14 protein-coding genes are annotated in these 15,542 nt (G+C 65.7%); 8 read left to right on the forward strand and 6 right to left on the reverse strand.

Translation table 11 applies throughout. From position 1 onward, the window contains the following. Positions 1 to 211 precede the first annotated feature (211 nt). A complete protein-coding gene (metK, locus tag ACAM51_RS19710) occupies positions 212 to 1,393 on the reverse strand; it encodes a methionine adenosyltransferase (RefSeq protein WP_218340355.1) in 1,182 nt (393 codons plus the stop codon). Between the two features lie 132 nt (positions 1,394 to 1,525). On the opposite strand from metK, the gene ACAM51_RS19715 reads away from it, so the two are divergent. Both ACAM51_RS19715 and ACAM51_RS19720 read left to right on the forward strand, forming a co-directional pair. Continuing rightward, the gene (locus ACAM51_RS19715) at positions 1,526 to 2,380 is read left to right on the forward strand and encodes a lysophospholipid acyltransferase family protein (RefSeq protein ID WP_369641629.1); all 855 of its coding nucleotides are present in this window, start codon (positions 1,526 to 1,528) and stop codon (positions 2,378 to 2,380) included. Then, positions 2,377 to 3,243: a lysophospholipid acyltransferase family protein gene (locus ACAM51_RS19720; RefSeq protein ID WP_218293406.1), complete on the forward strand. Its 867-nt coding sequence runs from the start codon at positions 2,377 to 2,379 to the stop codon at positions 3,241 to 3,243. Before ACAM51_RS19715 ends, ACAM51_RS19720 begins: the two co-directional genes overlap by 4 nt. 120 nt (positions 3,244 to 3,363) lie before the next feature. Here ACAM51_RS19720 and ACAM51_RS19725 read toward each other — a convergent pair whose 3' ends face one another. Further along, positions 3,364 to 4,269 (reverse strand): alpha/beta fold hydrolase, encoded by a 906-nt coding sequence (locus tag ACAM51_RS19725; protein ID WP_369641630.1) that lies wholly within the window; start codon positions 4,267 to 4,269, stop codon positions 3,364 to 3,366. A gap of 49 nt (positions 4,270 to 4,318) precedes the next feature. Then, a complete protein-coding gene (gene yihA / locus ACAM51_RS19730) occupies positions 4,319 to 5,062 on the reverse strand; it encodes a ribosome biogenesis GTP-binding protein YihA/YsxC (RefSeq protein ID WP_218293408.1) in 744 nt (247 codons plus the stop codon). 72 nt (positions 5,063 to 5,134) lie between these two features. Here yihA and ACAM51_RS19735 point away from each other — a divergent pair, with 72 nt between their 5' ends. The 5 genes from ACAM51_RS19735 to ACAM51_RS19755 all read left to right on the forward strand — a co-directional run bounded on the left by ACAM51_RS19735 (position 5,135) and on the right by ACAM51_RS19755 (position 11,285). Further along, on the forward strand, positions 5,135 to 5,764 hold the full coding sequence (locus ACAM51_RS19735) for a cytochrome c (protein ID WP_218340352.1): 630 nt from the start codon (positions 5,135 to 5,137) through the stop codon (positions 5,762 to 5,764). 148 nt (positions 5,765 to 5,912) lie between these two features. After that, the gene (locus ACAM51_RS19740; RefSeq protein ID WP_369641631.1) at positions 5,913 to 8,069 is read left to right on the forward strand and encodes a cytochrome c biogenesis protein ResB; all 2,157 of its coding nucleotides are present in this window, start codon (positions 5,913 to 5,915) and stop codon (positions 8,067 to 8,069) included. Further along, on the forward strand, positions 8,066 to 9,412 hold the full coding sequence (gene ccsB, locus ACAM51_RS19745) for a c-type cytochrome biogenesis protein CcsB (RefSeq protein ID WP_218293411.1): 1,347 nt from the start codon (positions 8,066 to 8,068) through the stop codon (positions 9,410 to 9,412). The genes ACAM51_RS19740 and ccsB overlap by 4 nt, the downstream gene beginning before the upstream one ends. A gap of 152 nt (positions 9,413 to 9,564) precedes the next feature. Next, complete coding sequence (gene msrP, locus ACAM51_RS19750; RefSeq protein ID WP_369641632.1) at positions 9,565 to 10,569, forward strand: protein-methionine-sulfoxide reductase catalytic subunit MsrP; 1,005 nt, start codon at positions 9,565 to 9,567, stop codon at positions 10,567 to 10,569. A 65-nt stretch (positions 10,570 to 10,634) separates the two neighbouring features. Continuing rightward, positions 10,635 to 11,285: a sulfite oxidase heme-binding subunit YedZ gene (locus ACAM51_RS19755; RefSeq protein WP_369641633.1), complete on the forward strand. Its 651-nt coding sequence runs from the start codon at positions 10,635 to 10,637 to the stop codon at positions 11,283 to 11,285. 110 nt (positions 11,286 to 11,395) lie between these two features. Here the strand turns inward: ACAM51_RS19755 and ACAM51_RS19760 are convergent, their stop codons facing one another. Together ACAM51_RS19760 and ACAM51_RS19765 are read right to left on the reverse strand one after the other, a co-directional pair. Then, positions 11,396 to 12,214 carry an MBL fold metallo-hydrolase gene (locus ACAM51_RS19760; protein WP_218293414.1) on the reverse strand — a complete coding sequence of 273 codons (819 nt, stop codon included), beginning with the start codon at positions 12,212 to 12,214 and terminating at the stop codon, positions 11,396 to 11,398. Positions 12,215 to 12,348: 134 nt separating this feature from the next. Next, the gene (locus tag ACAM51_RS19765; protein ID WP_218293415.1) at positions 12,349 to 12,558 is read right to left on the reverse strand and encodes a lipoprotein; all 210 of its coding nucleotides are present in this window, start codon (positions 12,556 to 12,558) and stop codon (positions 12,349 to 12,351) included. A 12-nt stretch (positions 12,559 to 12,570) separates the two neighbouring features. On the opposite strand from ACAM51_RS19765, the gene cyaY reads away from it, so the two are divergent. Next, entirely contained in the window at positions 12,571 to 12,900 is a 330-nt protein-coding gene (cyaY, locus tag ACAM51_RS19770; RefSeq protein WP_218293416.1) for an iron donor protein CyaY, read from the forward strand. 67 nt (positions 12,901 to 12,967) lie between these two features. On the opposite strand, the gene ACAM51_RS19775 is transcribed toward cyaY, so the two are convergent. Next, positions 12,968 to 15,361, reverse strand: coding sequence for a penicillin-binding protein 1A (locus ACAM51_RS19775; RefSeq protein WP_369641634.1), 2,394 nt, complete (start codon positions 15,359 to 15,361; stop codon positions 12,968 to 12,970). Positions 15,362 to 15,542: the final 181 nt, after the last annotated feature.

Raw genomic sequence — 15,542 nt, forward strand, 5'->3', positions numbered from 1 at the left:
GGGGGTTGAAGAGCAGCCCGGGGCTGCGTGAGGGTGTGCAGGAACGATACCGGTGGGGCGGGGGCGCGGCCGTCAGCCCGGGCGGGTTGCCGCTGTAGGAGAGGGCCCCTGGGCGCGGCTGCCAGACGCAGCGCGAAAAAAAGCCGCAACGCCTGGGCGTTGCGGCTTGGGGCCGGGGAGGGCTTACGGCGCGTGATTCGCGCGGCGGGTTTTACAGCCCTGCTGCTGCGCGCAGTGCCGCCGCCTTGTCCGTCTTTTCCCAGCTGAATTCGGGCTCTTCGCGGCCGAAGTGGCCGTAGGCCGCCGTCTTTTCGTAGATCGGGCGCAGCAGGTCCAGCATCTGGATGATGCCCTTGGGTCGCAGGTCGAACTGCTCCTTCACCAGCGCGGCAATGCGCTCGTCGGAGATCACGCCCGTGCCTTCGGTGTAGACCGTGATGTTCATCGGCTCGGCCACGCCGATGGCGTAGGCCACCTGGATCTGGCACTGGCGCGCCAGGCCGGCGGCCACGATGTTCTTGGCCACGTAGCGGGCGGCGTAGGCGGCCGAGCGGTCCACCTTCGTGGGGTCCTTGCCGCTGAAGGCGCCGCCGCCATGGGGGCAGGCGCCGCCGTAGGTGTCCACGATGATCTTGCGGCCTGTGAGGCCGCAGTCGCCCTGCGGGCCGCCGATGACGAAGCGGCCCGTGGGGTTGATCAGGTAGCGGGTGTCCTGCAGCCATTCCTTGGGCAGCACGGGCTTGATGATCTCTTCGATGATGGCTTCGGTGAACGAGGCCTTCATCTTGGTTTGCGTTTCGCTCTGGTCGGGGTGGTGCTGGGTGGAGAGCACCACGGTGTCGATGCTGTGGGGCTTGCCGTCCACATAGCGCATCGTCACTTGCGACTTGGCGTCGGGACGCAGGAAGGGCAGGCGGCCGTCCTTGCGCAGCTGGGCCTGGCGCTCCACCAGGCGGTGCGCGTAGTAGATGGGCGCGGGCATCAGCTCGGGCGTCTCGTCGCAGGCGTAGCCGAACATCAGGCCCTGGTCGCCGGCGCCGGTGTTCAGGTGGTCGTCGGACGCATGGTCCACGCCCTGGGCGATGTCGTTGGACTGCTTGTCATAGGCCACGAGCACGGCGCAGCCCTTGTAGTCGATGCCGTAGTCGGTGTTGTCGTAGCCGATGCGCTTGATGGTGTCGCGCGCCACCTGGATGTAGTCCACGTGGGCGTTGGTGGTGATCTCGCCGGCCAGCACCACGAGGCCGGTGTTGGTCAGCGTTTCGGCGGCGACACGCGAGCGGGGGTCCTGCTTGAAGATCGCATCGAGAATCGCGTCCGAGATCTGGTCGGCCACCTTGTCGGGGTGGCCTTCGGAGACGGATTCCGAGGTAAAGAGAAAGTCGTTCGCCATTTGAATAAACTCCTGTGTTCCGGCATTTGGGGCGTTGCCCTCACCCCGAAGGAGCTTTGGCGAACGCTTTAGCAGATTTATTTAACGTCGCCCTGCAAGTTGCTCATTTAACTCAGCGACCCATCCATTTTAATGCCAGTCGTCTTCCGATTCTTTTCCGTATTTCCGCTGTGGTTGCTGCACATCATGGGCGCGGCCATGGGCTGGGTGGCGTTCGCCGCCTCGCCCACCTACCGGCGCCGCTTCCTGGCCAATGTGGCGCTGGCGGGTTATCCGTTCGGGACCGTGCGCGCGGCCGTGGCCCATGCGGGGCGGATGGTGACCGAGCTGCCCCGCCTGTGGCTGGGCGCGCCCATGCCCTGCCGGCTGGAGGGAGAGGCCTGCGTCGAGGCGGCCTACGCGGCCGGGCGCGGCATCGTGTACCTCACGCCCCACCAGGGGTGCTTCGAGCTGTCGGCGCAGGCCGCGGCCCGGCGCTGGAGCGCCGAGCGCGGGCCCATCACCGTGCTGTACCGTCCCGCGCGCCAGGCCTGGCTGGCCAAGGTGATGGAAACCGCGCGCAACCGGCCCGGCATGCTCGCCGTGCCCACCACGCTCGCGGGGGTGCGCCAGATGATCAAGGCCCTGCGCCGGGGCGAGGCCGTGGGCCTGCTGCCCGACCAGGTGCCGCCCGAAGGGCAGGGCCACTGGGCGCCTTTCTTTGGCCGGGACGCCTACACCATGACCCTGGCCGTGCGCCTGGCCCAGCAGACGGGCGCGGCCGTGGTGCTGGCGCGCTGCGAGCGCCTGCCCTGGGGCCGGGGTTTCGTCACCCACTTCGAGCCGCTGGCACAGCCGCTGTCCGACCAGATCGACGTCGCCGTCCTGCAGATCAACCAGGCCATGGAACACCTCATCCGCCAATGCCCCGAACAGTACCTGTGGGGCTACGCCCGCTACAAGCAGCCGCGCGCTGAGTCCGCCGCGGCGCCCGAGGTGGCCGCATGACGGGCCGCCTGGGGGTCTGGTTCATGCGCGTGCTGGCGCGCCTGCCGCTGCCGGTGCTGCGCGGCATGGGCTGGCTGATCGGCCGCATCCTGTTCGTGCTGGCCGGGCCGCGCCGGCGTGTGGCGCTACGCAATCTGGCGCTGTGTTATCCCGATGCCAGCGAGCAGCAGCGCCGTGCCTGGGCGCAGGAAACCTTCGTGGTGTTCTGCCAGTCGTGGCTGGACCGCAGCTGGCTGTGGTTCGCGCCCCGGGATGTGGTGCTCGAGCGCGTGAAGCTGCGGGGAGCGCTCAACGAGCTGGAGGGCGACACGCCCACCATCATCTTCGCGCCGCATTTCTACGGCATGGATGCGGGCGGCTCGGCGCTCACGCTGCACACGTCGCGCGCGTTCACGTCGATCTTCTCCACCCACCCGGACCCGGCCGTGGATGCCTGGTTCCGCGAGGGGCGCCAGCGCTTTGGCGACGTGCGCATGCTCAACCGCAACGACGGGGTCAAGCCCATCATCGCCAATCTGCGCAAGGGTGGCCTGCTGTACCTGTTGCCCGACATGGACTTCGGCCGCAACGACTCGCTGTTCGTGCCGTTCTACGGCATGCAGGCCGCCACCGTGCCGTCGCTGTCGCGCTTTGCGCGGCTGGGGCGGGCCAAGGTGATCGCGATGGTCACGCGCCTCACGCCCACGGGCTATGTGGCCGAGATCTCGCCTGCCTGGCCCGGCTACCCCACCGACGACGTGCAGGCGGACACCGCCCTCATGAACGCCAATCTGCAGCGCTACATCGATGTGTCGCCCGGCCAGTACTACTGGGTGCACAAGCGCTTCAAGACGCGGCCCGAGGGCGAAGGCTCGGTGTACTGAATGAAGCCAGGCGCAGCCGGCTCCTGCTGGCTGGCCGCTCGCGGGCGCGGACAGGCGAGGCACCCGTTGTCACTGGGTTCAAACAGGCTGCAGCGCTTACGCTTCAAGCGCTGACAGCTATCATTTTTGCTGCAAAAAGTGCCGCAGCTCCATCGCCACGCGCTCGGGGTGTTCGTGCACGACCCAGTGAGAGGCCTGCTCCACGCGGTGCAGCTGCAGTTGGGGAATCCAGCCCGGCAGGCCGTCGAGCAGCCCGGGCAGCAGGGCCGGGTCGTCCATCGCCCAGAGCACCAGGGTCGGCACGGCCACGGTGAGCATGCTGTCCGGCAGGGTGATCGCCTGCACGCTGTCGTCGCCCTCGCGGGGTGGGCGCAGGGGGCTGGCGCGGTAGTAGTTGCAGGCACCGGTCAGGCCCTGCTGCCACAGGGCGCGGTACTGGGCGCGCACGCTCTCGGTGAGCCAGGCGGGGACGCGGCCGTCCGGTGCGTCGAAAAAGCCGAACAGGCGGCGAAAGTCGTTCTCGGCCAGCAGCGCCTCGGCGTCCGGGCGGCAGAGAAAGTGCATGTACTGGCTGGCGGCCTGCTGCGCGGGGCTGTGCTGCAGCTCGCGCAGGAACGTGCCCGGGTGGGGCGAATTGATGATGGCCAGGCGCTTCATCAGCCCCGGCTGCTGGTTGGCCAGGTTCCAGGCCACGGCCCCGCCCCAGTCGTGCGCCACCAGGCATTCGAGCGGGCCGCCCGGGGACTCGGCCGCGATCAGGGCCGCGAGGTCCTGCACCAGGTGTTTGGCGCGGTAGGCCTCGGCCTCGGCCGGGCTGCTGGAGGGCCCGAAGCCGCGCAGGTAGGGTGCGATGCAGCGGTAGCCGCCGTTTTCGGGCCGAGCGAAGTGCAGCAGCAGTTCGTCCCAGATGAAGGCGCCTTCCGGGAAACCGTGCAGCAGCAGCAGCACCGGACGGCCGGCCACGCCGGTCACGCGGCAGTGCAGGGTGATGCCGTGGGGCAGGGTGACGGAGCGGGTCTGGATCATGATGCTATGAATTGAATAGCTAGCAGCGCATGACAGACAAGCGCCGTGCCTAATTTTGCTGAGAATCCTCAGGGGCTTCCGGTGCGGCGGTGCCGTCGGGCGCTGCTGCAGGGGCGGCCGGCTGTACCGGGTGTGCCCATTGCCACAGCAGCTGCGCCACCTCGTCCACGCCTTGTTTCTTGAGGGCCGAGAACATCTTCACCTCTCCACCGCCCGCGTTCAGTCGCGTAATCGACAGCACCTTGGCCTGCTCGGCGCGGGTGAGCTTGTCGGCCTTGGTCAGCACGATGAGGAACTTGAGGCCCTCTTCGACGCGCGGACGCACCACTTCGAGCAGGGCCTCGTCCAGCTCGGTCAGGCCCAGGCGCGGGTCGCACAGCAGCACGATGCCCGTGAGCCCGGGGCGGCTGACCAGGTAGTTCACCATCACCTGCTGCCAGCGCACCTTGTCCGAGCGCGACACGGCAGCGTAGCCGTAACCGGGCAGGTCGGCCAGCACCGCATCCATCACGCCCTGCTTGCCCAGGGAAAACAGGTTGATGTGCTGGGTGCGCCCGGGTTTCTTGGACGCGAACGCGAGCTGCTTTTGCTGGGTGAGCGTGTTGATGCAGGTGGATTTGCCCGCATTGGAGCGGCCCACGAAGGCGATTTCGGGCACGTCGATGGGCGGCAGGTGGTGCAGCTGCGCGGCCGTGGTCAGGAACTTGGCCGTGTGCATCCAGCCCATGGCGGTCTTGGCGTCAGGTGCGGGCGGAAGGGAGCCAGCAACTGGCGCGGTAGGAGATGTCGTCATGGGGAATTGGGATGCGAGGGAGCCTCATTGTAGAATCGCGAGGTTTTGCGCACATAAACACAGACCCTCGATATGAAGTTGCTCGCCTCCTTGCTGACGGCTGCCGCACTGGCAGCACCTGTTATTTCGGCCTTTGCGGCGGGCGATGCCCCCAAAGCGGCCAAGCCGGATCTCGTCAAGGGCGAGGCCAGCTACACCGCGGTGTGCGCCGCCTGCCACGGCGCCGATGGCAACTCGGCCATCGCGGCCAACCCCAAGCTGTCGCAGCAGCACCCCGAATACCTGGTCAAGCAGCTGCAGGAATTCAAGTCCGGCAAGCGCAACAACGCCGTCATGAAGGGTTTCGCCAGTGCCCTGTCGGATGACGACATGCGGAACATCGCGTACTGGGTGACCGCCAAGCCCGCGAAGGCCGGCTTCGCGAAGGACAAGGACCTCGTCGCCCTGGGCGAGCGCATCTACCGTGGCGGCATCGCCGACCGCCAGATCGCTGCCTGCGCGGGCTGCCACAGCCCCAACGGTGCCGGCATCCCCGCGCAGTACCCCCGCCTGTCGGGCCAGCACGCTGACTACACCGTGGCACAGCTCAACACCTTCCGCGACGGCTCGCGCGCCAACAGCATCCAGATGACGCAAGTGGCGGCCAAGCTCAACGACAAGGAAATCAAGGCCGTGGCCGACTACATCGCCGGCCTGCGCTGAGCGATTTGATTTTCGTCAATCTTGTGGCCCGAAAGACCGGGCCGCACGGAACCTACCGCCAATAACAATCCCAAAACGGGCGGGCCCATCGCACAGATGGTCCCGCCCTTTTTCTTTCTTTCGCGCCCCGAAGCCCACGTTTCCATCCATGTCCGACAACACCCAAGGCCTTCGCATCCAGTCTGGTTCCCAGGCCTTGCGCGCAGGGATCGAACTGCTGTCCTCGATGCGGTTCGCCATCTCGCTGCTGACGGTGATCTGCATCGCCTCCGTGATCGGCACGGTGCTCAAGCAGCATGAGCCGGCGGTCAACTATGTCAACCAGTTCGGGCCGTTCTGGGCCGAGCTGTTCGGCGCCATCCAGCTCAACGCGGTCTACAGCGCCTGGTGGTTCCTCCTCATCCTGGCGTTCCTGGTGGTCAGCACCTCGCTGTGCATTGCCCGCAACACGCCCAAGATCCTCATCGACCTGAAGGTCTACAAGGAAAACATCCGGGAGCAAAGCCTCAAGGCCTTCCACCACAAGGCCGAGGCAGGGCTGAGCGGGTCCGCCGAGGCCGAGGCGCGCCGCATCGGCACCATGCTGGCGGGCGGCGGCTGGAAAGTGCGCCTGCAGCAGCGCGACACGGCCACCGGCCCCGGTACCGGCTGGATGGTGGCCGCCAAGGCGGGGGCTGCCAACAAGCTGGGCTACATCGCGGCGCACAGCGCCATCGTGCTGGTGTGCGTGGGTGGCCTGCTGGACGGTGACCTCATCGTGCGCGCCCAGATGCTGCTGGGCGGCAAGACCCCGTACCAGGGCGGAGGGCTGATCGCCGATGTGAAGCCCGAGCACCGCCTGTCGGAGCGCAACCCGACCTTCCGCGGCAACCTGCTCGTGGCGGAGGGCACGCAGTCGAGCACGGCGATCCTGAACCAGTCCGACGGCGTGCTGCTGCAGGACCTGCCGTTCGCCATCGAACTCAAGAAATTCATCGTCGAGCACTACTCCACCGGCATGCCCAAGCTGTTTGCCAGCGAGATCGTCATCCATGACAAGGCCACGGGCGAGAAGACCCCGGCGCGCGTGGAGGTGAACCACCCGGCCAGCTACCGCGGCATCGAGATCTACCAGTCGAGCTTCGACGACGGTGGTTCGCACCTGAAGCTGCGGGCCGTGCCCATGGTGGCAGGCGCCAAGGCCTTTGATGTCGAGGGCGTGGTGGGCAATTCCACCCAGCTGACCAACAACGGCGGCGGCACTGGCAGCGAGACGCTGACGCTGGAATTCACGGCGCTGCGCACCATCAATGTCGAGAACTTCGGCGGGGCAGGCCCGGGCGGCACCGGTGTCGATGTGCGCAAGGTGGACCTGCGCGAGTCGGTGGAGTCCCGCTTGGGCGCGGCCAACAAGACCGTGACCAAGAAGGAGCTGCGCAACGTGGGCCCCAGCGTGAGCTACAAGCTGCGCGACGCGGCGGGCCAGGCCCGCGAGTTCCACAACTACATGCTGCCCGTGGACACGGGGGACGGCGTGCCGGTGTTCCTGCTGGGGGTGCGCGAGAGCCCGGCGGAACCGTTCCGATACCTTCGCGTGCCGGCCGATGACAAGGGCGGCATGGACGGCTTCATGCGCCTGAAGGCCGCTCTGGCCGACCCGGCGGCGCGCGAACAGGCGGTGCGCCGCTATGTGGCGCAGGCCATCGATGCCTCGCGCACGGATCTGGCCGAGCAGCTGCAGCAGTCCGCATCGCGGGCGCTGGCCCTGTTCGCCGGACGCGGCATGGTGGACGGCAAGCCCACCGGTGGCCTGCAGGCGGTCTCGGACTTCATGGAGGCGAATGTGCCGGAGGCCGAGCGCGCGCGCGCCGGCGAAGTGCTGGTGCGCATTCTCAATGGCACGCTGTTTGAGGTGGCCCAGCTGTCGCGCCAGAACGCGGGCCTGCCGCGCCTGCCGCAGGATGAACAGACACGGGGCTTCATGACCCAGGCCGTGCTGTCGCTCAGCGACGCGCAGATCTACCCCGCGCCACTGGCGTTCGAGCTCAAGGACTTCACCCAGGTGCAGGCCAGCGTGTTCCAGGTGGCCCGAGCCCCTGGCAAGAACATTGTCTATCTGGGTTGCGCCTTGCTGATCCTCGGTGTTTTTGCCATGCTGTACGTGCGCGAGCGCCGCGTCTGGGTCTGGGTGGCGCCGCAGGGCGGCGGCAGCCACGCCACCATGGCGCTGTCCACGAACCGCAAGACCATGGACGGGGACCAGGAGTTTGTACAGCTCGCACAGAAACTGATCGGGGCCGGCAAGGCCCCGGAAGGCACCGCATGAACACCGCCACCGGCAACACGAATACCGCGATCACCCTGAATGAGGGGTTCTTCGCCCGCCGCAACTGGTTCGACTGGCTGTTCGCGGCCATCGTGGCGGTGGGCGGCCTCTATGCGCTGCAGCGCTACGGCAGCTACATGGATGTGTACGAAAAAGGCATCCTGCTGGGTGCCATTCCCTGCACCATCTGGCTGGGCTGGTTCTGGCGGCCGCTGCGCGTGCTGATGCTGGTGGTGACGGCGGTGGCGCTTTTTGCCATCGGCCTGTACCAGCAGGACGGCGCGGGCAGCCTGGCGCGCGCGGACACGGTGTTCGGCCTCAAGTACTTCCTGTCGAGCCAGTCCGCCATCCTCTGGATGAGCATGCTGTTCTTCATCAGCACCGCGTTCTACTGGATCGGCATGTTCTCGCGCGGCGAGGGCAGGACCATGGGCATGCTCGGCTCGCGCATCGCCTGGGTGGCCGTGGCCATGGCGCTCATCGGCACGCTGGTGCGCTGGTACGAGAGCTACCTCATCGGCCCGGACATCGGCCACATCCCGGTGAGCAACCTGTATGAAGTGTTCGTGCTGTTCTGCTGGATGACGGCGGCGTTCTACCTGTACTACGAGCAGCAGTACGACACCCGCGCCCTGGGCGGCTTTGTGATGCTGGTGGTGAGCGCGGCGGTCGGTTTTCTGCTCTGGTACACCGTGGTGCGCGAGGCGCATGAGATCCAGCCCCTGGTGCCCGCGCTCAAGAGCTGGTGGATGAAGCTGCACGTGCCCGCCAACTTCATCGGATACGGCACGTTCGCGCTGGCTGCCATGGTGGCGTTCGCCTACCTCATCAAGCAGCAGGCCACCGAAACCCGCTGGTACAAGCTGGCCCCCCTGTGGCTGCTGGGCGTGGTCCTGTGCTTCGAGCCCATCGTGTTCCGCCAGGGCGCCACCGAGAACGGCGGCAGCTACTGGATGGTGTACTTCGGCATCTCGGCATTCATCGTGGCGGGCATCCTCTTCGGCCGCAAGCGCATCGCGGCGCGCCTGCCGTCGTTCGAGATCCTGGACGACGTGATGTACAAGTCCATCGCCGTGGGCTTTGCGTTCTTCACCATCGCCACCGTGCTGGGGGCGCTGTGGGCGGCCGAGGCCTGGGGCGGCTACTGGAGCTGGGACCCGAAAGAGACCTGGGCGCTGATCGTCTGGCTCAATTACGCGGCCTGGCTGCACATGCGTCTCATGAAGGGCCTGCGGGGTACCGTCTCGGCCTGGTGGGCGCTGGTCGGCCTGGCGGTGACCACGTTCGCGTTCCTGGGCGTGAACATGTTCCTGAGCGGGCTGCACAGCTACGGCACGCTGTAGGCCCGCGGCTGCCCGCACGCCCCTGCCCGGCAGGCAGGCGGCGCCTGCAACTATTGTGTCTTCGGTGTAACCTGAACGGCCCAGGGAACGAACTAGCAGTTGTTCCGCTCTATCGCAGAGTCCGTTTCAACCGAGAACCACCGGAGACACCCATGCTGATTCCATCCCGCGAACCGGGTTTCAACCACCCGCATTCCTCCGAGATCACGCCCCGCTCGGTGTACGAGGAGCGGCGCAGGATGCTCCGGCTGATGGCCGGCGGGGCGGCGGGCGCGGCACTGGCCGCCTGGGCCGGGCGCGAGGCGCTGGCACAGCAGGGAACTGTCGCGCGTCCTGGCAAGCTGGTGGCGCTGGCCAGTGCGAAGTCCACCGTACCAGGCGCCATCTCGATGGAAAAGCTCACCGACTACAAGGACGCGAGCACCTACAACAACTTCTATGAGTTCGGCACCGACAAGGCCGACCCCGCCCGCAACGCTCACACCCTGAAGACCACGCCATGGACCGTGGAAGTCGAAGGGCTGGTGAAGAAGCCTGGCAAGTACGGCATGGAAGACCTGCTCAAGCTCAGTGCCCAGGAAGAGCGCATCTACCGGCTGCGCTGCGTGGAGGGCTGGTCGATGGTGATTCCATGGGTGGGCTATTCGCTGTCCGAACTGATCAAGCGGGTGGAGCCGCAAGGCAGCGCCAAGTATGTGGAATTCGTGACGCTGGCCGACAAGGCCACCATGCCGTTTGTCGGCTCGCGCGTGCTTGACTGGCCCTATGTGGAGGGCCTGCGCCTGGACGAGGCCATGCACCCGCTGACGCTGCTGGCGTTCGGCATGTACGGCGAAGTGCTGCCCAACCAGAATGGCGCGCCGGTGCGCCTGGTGGTGCCCTGGAAATATGGATTCAAGAGTGCCAAGAGCATCGTCAAGATCCGTTTTGTCGAGAAGGAGCCAGGCACGGCGTGGAACAAGGCGGCCAAGCAGGAGTACGGCTTCTACTCCAACGTGAACCCCGAGGTGGACCACCCCCGATGGAGCCAGGCCACCGAACGGCGCATTGGCGAAGACGGCCTCTTTGCCAAGAAGCGCAAGACGCTGATGTTCAACGGCTACGAAGCCCAGGTGGGGCAGCTGTACGCGGGCATGGACCTCAAGAAGTTCTACTGACCGCCGCGTCCGCCCGGCTTCGCCGTCACGTCCGGTGGCGAAAGCCCGGCCCGGCCCTTGCCCCCATGCGAAAACTGCTGCTCCATCCTGCCGCCAAGCCCGGGGTGTTCGTGCTGTGCCTGCTTCCGCTGGCCTGGCTGGTGTATGCCGCGGCCGCCAACGAACTGGGGGCCAACCCTGCCGAAGCCCTGATCCGCGCCACGGGCGACTGGACGCTGCGCGCGTTGTGCCTGGTGCTGGCGGTGACACCGCTGCGCGTGCTCGCCTCCACGCCCCAGCTCGCGCGCTTTCGGCGCATGCTGGGGCTGTTCGTGTTCTTCTATGGGTTGCTGCACCTGCTGAGCTACGCCTGGTTCGACATGGGCTTTGATGTGGCCGACATCGTGCGCGACATCGTCAAGCGGCCCTTCATCCTGGTGGGGTCCCTGGCGCTGCTGGTGCTCACGCTGCTCGCCGCCACGTCGTTCAACCGCGCCATCAAGGCGCTGGGTGCAAGGCGCTGGCAGGCCCTGCACCGCAGCGTATACGCGGTGGCGGGGCTGGCCATCCTGCATTTTTTCTGGATGCGCGCGGGCAAGAACGATTTTGGCGAGGTGGCGGTCTACGCGGTGGTGCTCGCGGCCCTGCTCGGCTGGCGGCTGTGGCACCGGCTGCGCAAGCGGCAGGCGGCGCAGGGGGCGGCGGCTCCCCGCCGGACGGCCGCTGGGGCCCGGTAACGCAATGCGGATGGGATGCTAGGTCGATTGCTATAAAATATATAGCTATCTACGCTGACCAGTAAAGCGCCAGGCCCTGTTTTTATTGAAGATCGAGCAAACGGCCCGTGCTACCGCCCCAGCCCGGGCCGCAGCTGCCGGGTCACCGGATCGATGTAGCTGGTGGGCAATTGGTAGGCCCGATCGTCGAACAGGTCGATGCCGCACATCAGGTTCTCGATCCAGTCCATGAAGTCGCTGATGGCCTGCTTGCCGATGATCGGCGCGCCGTGCTGCGGAACGAGCATGGAAATATCGAGCTGCCGCGCCATGCGCACCCACAGCCGCAGGATCTTGTTGGAGACCATGTAGCGGCGGTGAAACCCTTCCATGCGCGGGATGTGTGCCTTGAGGTCGGTCACCGGCACGCGTGCCTCGGCACCGGACATCATGGACACCCCCAGATCGCCCGTGAACAGGATGCGGCTGACCGGGTCGTAGAAATGGAAATTGCCTTCGGAATGCATGAAATGCGCAGGCAGCAGCACCAGTTCATGGCGGCCCAGCGGCAGGTGGCCGCCGCTGTCGGGCACCCCGATGACCCGGTTCTCCGTCTTGCCGACCTTGGTGAAGTGCGGGGCGAAACGCTCCCACACGCGCGAGATCACCAGGTCTGCCTTGGTGCTGGTCATCCACCGGTCCAGCGAGGCAATGATGTCCGGGTCCGCGTGCGAGGCGATCAGGTACGACAGCTTGTGTGGCGGGAAATGCTTGGTCATTCCCATGAACAGCTCGTTGAAAGCGAGGTTGCCGCCGGGATCGATGATGGCGCCCGTGTCGTCGTCCACGATCAGGAACTGGTTGGCCTGCACGGCCTGGCCGTCTTCCTCGATGAGGTCGGTGAACATCAGACAAGCGTGATTCTTGTCGCGGTAGAGTTCCAGGGCCATGGCCATCCTGCAGTGCGATAAAGCACGGACTGTACGATTGACCCTTCGAGGTGTCCTTGATGGAAATCAAGCACCTCGGCATTGGTGGTGGCAGCCAGGTGGGCCGCAGGCCCCTGCCGGCGATTCGCCGCGGCTTAACGCGGCTGCGACGCGGCCGCCGCCGGTGCCTGGGCGGGCGTGGTCGTGCCGACGCTGGGTGTCAGGGTCTGCGGAAGGGTTGCGCGCTGTGCAGCCGCGGGGCTGCTGGGAAGATACAGGGGGCCTCGCTGGCCGCAGCCGGCAAGGGCCGCCGTACTGGCGGCAAGGACAAGCGTCCTGACTAGAATTTGGGAAGCTATCAACATGCGCAAATTGTAATGACCGACCTTGAATTCCTGGACCACGCCGAAAAACTGCTTCTGGCCGTCGAGCGCAGTTGTGATCGTATCAACGACGCGACCGAGGCCGATGTGGACGCCCAGCGCTCGGGGGGCATGGTGACGCTGACCTTCCCCAACCGCAGCCAGATCGTGATCAATCTCCAAAAGCCGCTGCACGAGGTCTGGATGGCGGCGCGCTCCGGTGGCTACCACTACCGTTTCGATGGCCAGGCATGGCAAGACACCAAGGGCGCGGGAGAGTTCTTTGACTGCCTGAGCCGGGACGCAGCCCGGCAAGCGGGCCTGCCGCTGCAGTTCTCGGCCTAGGGAAACCGCCTCAGCCTGGCTCAAGCTTGCTGCCCCCCAGGCTGGGCCTCTGATAGTCCCGGCCGTGTCAGTTGCGGAACAGGTCCAGGATGCGGTTTCGCTCCTCCGCCGGGGGCGGTGCGTGCGGGGCCACCGCCGGTGACGCAGAGCGGTCATCAATGCCCACACTGGAGATGCCGCTGTGGCGGGCGTACTCCTCGTAGAACCACTCCCCGCCGACGTTGACGACGCCAGCCGGCATCGTGGGTTCCATGACAGGCACACCCTTGAGCGCGCGTTCCATGAAATTGATCCATACCGGCAGGCTGAGTCCGCCCCCGGTTTCGCGGCTTCCGAGGTTGCGGGGCGTGTCGTAACCAATCCAGGTCACGGCGGCGATGGTGGGCTGGTAGCCGGCGAACCAGGCGTCGACCGAATCATTGGTGGTGCCAGTCTTTCCGTAAAGGTCCGGGCGTTTGAGCGTGGATTGCGCGCGCGCGGCGGTGCCGGACCGTGTCACCTCCTGAAGGAGGCTGTTCATGATGAAGGCGTTGCGGGCGTCGATGGCGCGGGGCTGCTCGCTGGTCACCGGTGGCGTTGTTTCCGAGATCACGCGGCCCTTGTGGTCCGTGACCTTGGCGATCAGCCAGGGATTCACACGGTATCCGCCATTGGCGAACACGGAATAGGCGGTCGCCATCTGCAGCGGCGTGACCGAACCCGCGCCCAGGGCCATCGTGAGGTAGGCCGGGTGCTTTTCCGCATCGAAGCCAAAACGCGACACCCATTCCTGGGCCGTCTTGGGGCCCACGGCCTGCAGGATCCGGATCGAGATCATGTTCTTGGACTTGGCCAGGCCGGTGCGCATGCTCATGGGCCCGTCGTACTTTCCGTCGTAGTTCTTGGGCTCCCACGGCTGGCCACCCGTGACGCCGGCGTCAAAGAACAGCGGGGCGTCATTGATGACCGTAGCGGGCGTGAACCCCTTCTCCAGCGCTGCGGAATAAATGAAGGGCTTGAAGCTCGACCCCGGCTGGCGCCACGCCTGGGCCGCGTGATTGAACTTGTTCTTGTCAAAGTCAAACCCACCCACCAGGGCCCGGATGGCCCCGCTGCGCGGGTCCAGGGCCACGAACGCGCCCTCGACTTCAGGCAGTTGTGTGATCTCCCAGGCGTTCTTGGGGGTCTTCACGACCCGGATCACCGCACCTCGGCGAATCTTGATGTTCGGCGGTGCCTTGTCGCTGAGGCCCGACTGCGCGGGCTTCAGGCCGTCGCCGGTGATCTCGAGGTTGTCGCCATTGGCCCGGGCCGCAATGATCTTGCGGGGAGAGGCTTCCAGAACGACGGCGGAGAGGACATCCCCGTTGTCCGGGTGATTGGCCAATGCGTCGTCAATGGCATCCTCGACCTCCTGGGCTGCGGCGGGCAAGGCCACGAACTTCTCCGGCCCCCGGTACTGCTGTCGCCGCTCGTAGTCCATGATGCCCCGGCGCAGCGACCCATAGGCAGCTTCCTGCTCTGCCGCGTTGAGGGTCGTGTAGACATTCAATCCCCGTGTGTAGGCCTCGTTGCCATACTGCGTGAAGATCAGCTGGCGCGCCATCTCGGCGACGTACTCCGCATGGATCCGGGTGTTGTCCGGTCCTGACCGGATTTTGAGTTCTTCCTTCTTGGCGTCCGTGGCCTGCTGGGCTGTGATGAATCCGTTCTCCTCCATGCGCTCGATGATGTACAGCTGCCTGGAGCGCGCCCGTTTCGGATTGCTGATCGGGTTGTACGCGGAGGGCGCCTTGGGCAGGCCGGCCAGCATGGCAGCCTCCGCCACCGACACGGATTTCAATGGCTTGCCAAAATACGCCTCCGAGGCCGCCGCAAATCCATAAGCGCGATTGCCGAGATAAATCTGATTCATGTAAATTTCAAGAATCTGATCCTTGCTCAGTAAATGCTCTAGCTTGAATGTCAGTAAGATTTCGTAAATTTTGCGTGTAAATGTTTTCTCTGAAGAGAGGTAAACATTGCGTGCAACCTGCATCGTGATAGTGGATGCCCCCTGGCTTTTCACGCGGCCCAGATTGGCGAGGCCAGCGCGAACCACGCCCTTGTAATCAACGCCGCCGTGTTGAAAGAAGCGGGCATCCTCAATGGCCAATACTGCGTCCTTCATGACCTTGGGGATTTCTCCAATGGGGGTGAGATTGCGGCGCTCTTCCCCAAATTCGCCGAGCAAAGCACCTTCCGCTGAATAGACGCGCAGGGGAAGCTTGGGCCGATAGTCGGCGAGATCGGAAATGTCCGGCAGGTTCGGGTAGGCGACGGCCAGGGCCACGGCGATGGTCAGCGCCAGCCCGAAAGCGGCTGCAGTTGCCAAGCCTGCGATCCAGAGGATTGCACGCAGGAACCAACGAAGCCAGGTGGGACGGTGGGGAGCGGGGGAGGAGTCCGGCTTGTCGGTGGACTTCGATGGAGAGGGCGGCATATCGCTCCGGATGGGTAGGAACCCCCCATTATAAAAATGTCTGCTCCTGAGCACGGAAAATCGCAGCGCCGTGCGATGAGCAGGTCGCCAAAAGGCGCGCCACCCTCCCCAAACGGTCTTGCAAAGCGCGAAAAATTCGTCTGCTTTTGGCAACGCTCCGCAAGTGTTACGCGGGGAAAAA

The sequence above is a fragment of the Acidovorax sp. A79 genome (genome assembly GCF_041154505.1).
GTDB lineage: Bacteria > Pseudomonadota > Gammaproteobacteria > Burkholderiales > Burkholderiaceae_C > Acidovorax.

Excerpts from the sequence above, each read along its gene's own strand:
- ACAM51_RS19735 (WP_218340352.1), top strand. The coding sequence starts at position 5,135 with ATGAAGTTGCTCGCCTCCTTGCTGACGGCTGCCGCACTGGCAGCACCT.
- ACAM51_RS19760 (WP_218293414.1), bottom strand. The coding sequence starts at position 12,214 with ATGGCCCTGGAACTCTACCGCGACAAGAATCACGCTTGTCTGATGTTC.
- ACAM51_RS19765 (WP_218293415.1), bottom strand. The coding sequence starts at position 12,558 with ATGTTGATAGCTTCCCAAATTCTAGTCAGGACGCTTGTCCTTGCCGCC.
- ACAM51_RS19755 (WP_369641633.1), top strand. The coding sequence starts at position 10,635 with ATGCGAAAACTGCTGCTCCATCCTGCCGCCAAGCCCGGGGTGTTCGTG.
- ACAM51_RS19725 (WP_369641630.1), bottom strand. The coding sequence starts at position 4,269 with ATGATCCAGACCCGCTCCGTCACCCTGCCCCACGGCATCACCCTGCAC.
- ACAM51_RS19740 (WP_369641631.1), top strand. The coding sequence starts at position 5,913 with ATGTCCGACAACACCCAAGGCCTTCGCATCCAGTCTGGTTCCCAGGCC.
- metK (WP_218340355.1), bottom strand. The coding sequence starts at position 1,393 with ATGGCGAACGACTTTCTCTTTACCTCGGAATCCGTCTCCGAAGGCCAC.
- yihA (WP_218293408.1), bottom strand. The coding sequence starts at position 5,062 with ATGACGACATCTCCTACCGCGCCAGTTGCTGGCTCCCTTCCGCCCGCA.
- cyaY (WP_218293416.1), top strand. The coding sequence starts at position 12,571 with ATGACCGACCTTGAATTCCTGGACCACGCCGAAAAACTGCTTCTGGCC.
- ACAM51_RS19720 (WP_218293406.1), top strand. The coding sequence starts at position 2,377 with ATGACGGGCCGCCTGGGGGTCTGGTTCATGCGCGTGCTGGCGCGCCTG.
- ACAM51_RS19715 (WP_369641629.1), top strand. The coding sequence starts at position 1,526 with ATGCCAGTCGTCTTCCGATTCTTTTCCGTATTTCCGCTGTGGTTGCTG.
- msrP (WP_369641632.1), top strand. The coding sequence starts at position 9,565 with ATGCTGATTCCATCCCGCGAACCGGGTTTCAACCACCCGCATTCCTCC.
- ccsB (WP_218293411.1), top strand. The coding sequence starts at position 8,066 with ATGAACACCGCCACCGGCAACACGAATACCGCGATCACCCTGAATGAG.
- ACAM51_RS19775 (WP_369641634.1), bottom strand. The coding sequence starts at position 15,361 with ATGCCGCCCTCTCCATCGAAGTCCACCGACAAGCCGGACTCCTCCCCC.